The organism is Vibrio aestuarianus, from assembly GCF_012395185.1.
Taxonomy (GTDB): Bacteria; Pseudomonadota; Gammaproteobacteria; order Enterobacterales; family Vibrionaceae; genus Vibrio; species Vibrio aestuarianus.
The window spans coordinates 1-2,553 of the sequence record NZ_JAAZTU010000085.1; the positions used below are offsets into that span (position 1 = coordinate 1).

Annotated in this window: 1 protein-coding gene; it reads left to right on the forward strand. The window is 40.0% G+C overall.

The window, feature by feature from the left end; genetic code table 11:
- Positions 1–1,647: 1,647 nt before the first annotated feature.
- Positions 1,648–1,947: a hypothetical protein gene (locus HGG78_RS18605; protein WP_025594839.1), complete on the forward strand. Its 300-nt coding sequence runs from the start codon at positions 1,648–1,650 to the stop codon at positions 1,945–1,947.
- The last annotated feature ends 606 nt before the right edge of the window (positions 1,948–2,553 follow it).

Here is a 2,553-nt window from a genome sequence, read left to right on the forward strand (position 1 = left end):
CATTGAAAATTCGTTCCGTGTTTTCGGCAAGTTGGCTTGGTCGAAATGGATTCTTGAACAACCTGAGTTTGATGGTTTTCAAGGTTCTTGGGTTGCCTCAATTGCGTTTTGGATCTGGTTTGTGTTGTGTTTCGTCGGTTTCAAATCGCTTCAATTGAAATGTCTTTTTGACTGATTCATTTGCTGACATTCAGCTCTGAAAGTCTGGTGAAGCAAAAGGTTTTGTTGTGGCTGAAAGGGCGCTTTCTTTGTTGTTGATTCTGCAAGTGGCTCTCTTTGGCTCAGATCGCTGTGAAATTTAGGTTTTGGTCAGCATCGTTTTTGTACGTAACTTATTCAAATCTCTTCATTTCTACGGTGGTTTACTTTAAATTCACGGTAAAAATCACATAACAAGCAATTTAAGAGGGATTCCCAACGCTTGGCATTTTTGCTTCTACTTCAAATTGAGTGTTTACGGTACAATGCGTTAGGTTGGGTGGTAGCGTTGCTCACCCCTTAATTGGGCGTTATGTGTTTGATGAGTTTTTAAGGTCAAAGCTACGATTTCATTGAGAATTCGTTCCGTGTTTTCGGCAAGTTGGCTTGGTCGAAATGGATTCTTGAACAATCTGAGATTGATCGTTTTCAAGGTTCTTGGGTTGCCTCAATTAAGTTTTGGATCTGGTTTGTGTTGAGTTTTATCGGTTTCAAATCGCTTCAATTGAAATGCATTTTTGACTGATTTGCTTGCTGACATTCAGCACTGAAAGTCTGGTGACGCAAAAGGTTTGGTTATGGCTGAAAGGGCGCTTTCTTTGTTGTTGATCCTGCAAGTGGTTCCCTTTGGCTCAGATCGCTGTGAAATTTAGGGTTTGGTAAGCATTAGTTTTTCACGTAACTTATTAAAATTTCTTCATTTCTACGGTGGTTTACTTTGAATTCATGGGGAAATTCACATAACAAACAATTCAAGTGGATTCTCAACGCGTGGCAGTTTTACTATGCGTCAAGTAAAGTGTTTTACGGTGCAATGCAGCGGCTTGGCCAGTGCGTTGTTCACCACTTAATTGGGCGTTAGTTGCCAGTGGAAAAACGCAGCTAAATCAGAATATTTAAGGCTAAGAAATTTTGCATTTTTGCTCGGTTTTGCGTCTGGGTGCGGTTTGCTGAAGTTTCGTTTGGTTGTTAATGTTGTGGTTTTGTTTTGCCGTTTCAGACGCGAATGTACTCGTTGAAAGTCAGCCTTGTGACATTGCCTTTCCAAAAGGTTTTTTTGATGCTTTTAGGCAGTTTTCTACGGCGTTGTAAGTCCCAAGTGGTTTCAGTAACAGTTGCTTTGAAACTGCGCCTGATTTGAGTTTTTCAAAGCGCTCAAAAACGGTGTTGGCAAAGTGGAAATGAACGGGAAATCAAAGGTTAAGAATGGCAACTAACAAGGCGTTTAAGGCAGATTCGCAACGCTAGGCATTTTCAGTTTGCTTTGAATTTAGTGTTTACGGCACAATGGTTTAGGTTAGGTGGCAATGTTGCTCACTACTTAACGCGGCGTTAGTTTTCCGTTGTAGTGCATTGATGTTCATAATATTATCCCTTGTGGGTGTATGGCTATATGTAGCACCCAAATTTCTAATGATTTTGGTCTTAGTTTAAGAGGTATAAGACAACATGAAATATTCAATTGACTACCAGTACCTGCCTAAAGGTAAAAGCCGTCCATGTGACGATGGCGAGATTGTCGGTATTAAAGCTGATGACCAAACGGGTACGGTAATTTTGCCTAACGTTGGTGATTTTGTTCATATTGACAATTCAGGGGATAAAGACGGACGTGAATCATTCTCTGGTAAAGTAAAGTCAAAGCTTTTTAGCTACTTACGTACACCAATGGGTGAAGTTTATTGCCATGTAAATATTGTCGTTGAGGAAGACGACGAGACCAATTGGGGTTCTCTTATTAAAGAATAATTAAGTTTAGTCGCTCAGAAAACTAACAATCTGTTTAAGAGTGATTCGCAACGCTTGGCATTTTTGCTATGCGTTGCGTTTTGCGTTTAAGGTGGTATGCGGTAGCATCGGTATTGCGTTGCTCACACCTTAACAGGGCGTTATGCAACTCAGGTAAATTTAGGGGTTTAATCTTTGGGATTTCTCCGGCCATTCGTTTTGTGTTGTCGGCAAATCAGCATTTCCTCATCAAAATTCTTGGCTAACTCAAACCGTAAAATAGGCAAGGTTCTTTGTTTGCCTCAATCAGTTTTAGCGTTGGTGCGTTGTCAATTTAGCGGGTGCAAAGTGTTGCAAGAGAAAGCAAATTGATAGTTTCGAGTTCGCTGGAAATTTTGCTCGTTGAATTTTTCTGGTTCAAAAGTTGGGTTTGTTGCTTAAAGGTGGGCTTTGTTTTGGCGGCTTATTTATCACGGTTTAGGTTTGGGTAGATTCTTGGCTCACTTAACCAACATTTTGATTGTTTTCTTTATCAAATTTAGTGTAACTTTATGTTTATCTAATTGAATTTGCTTAGTATCAAGTTTGAAGTGCGACACTTTCTACAGATGCGCATGAATATACTCC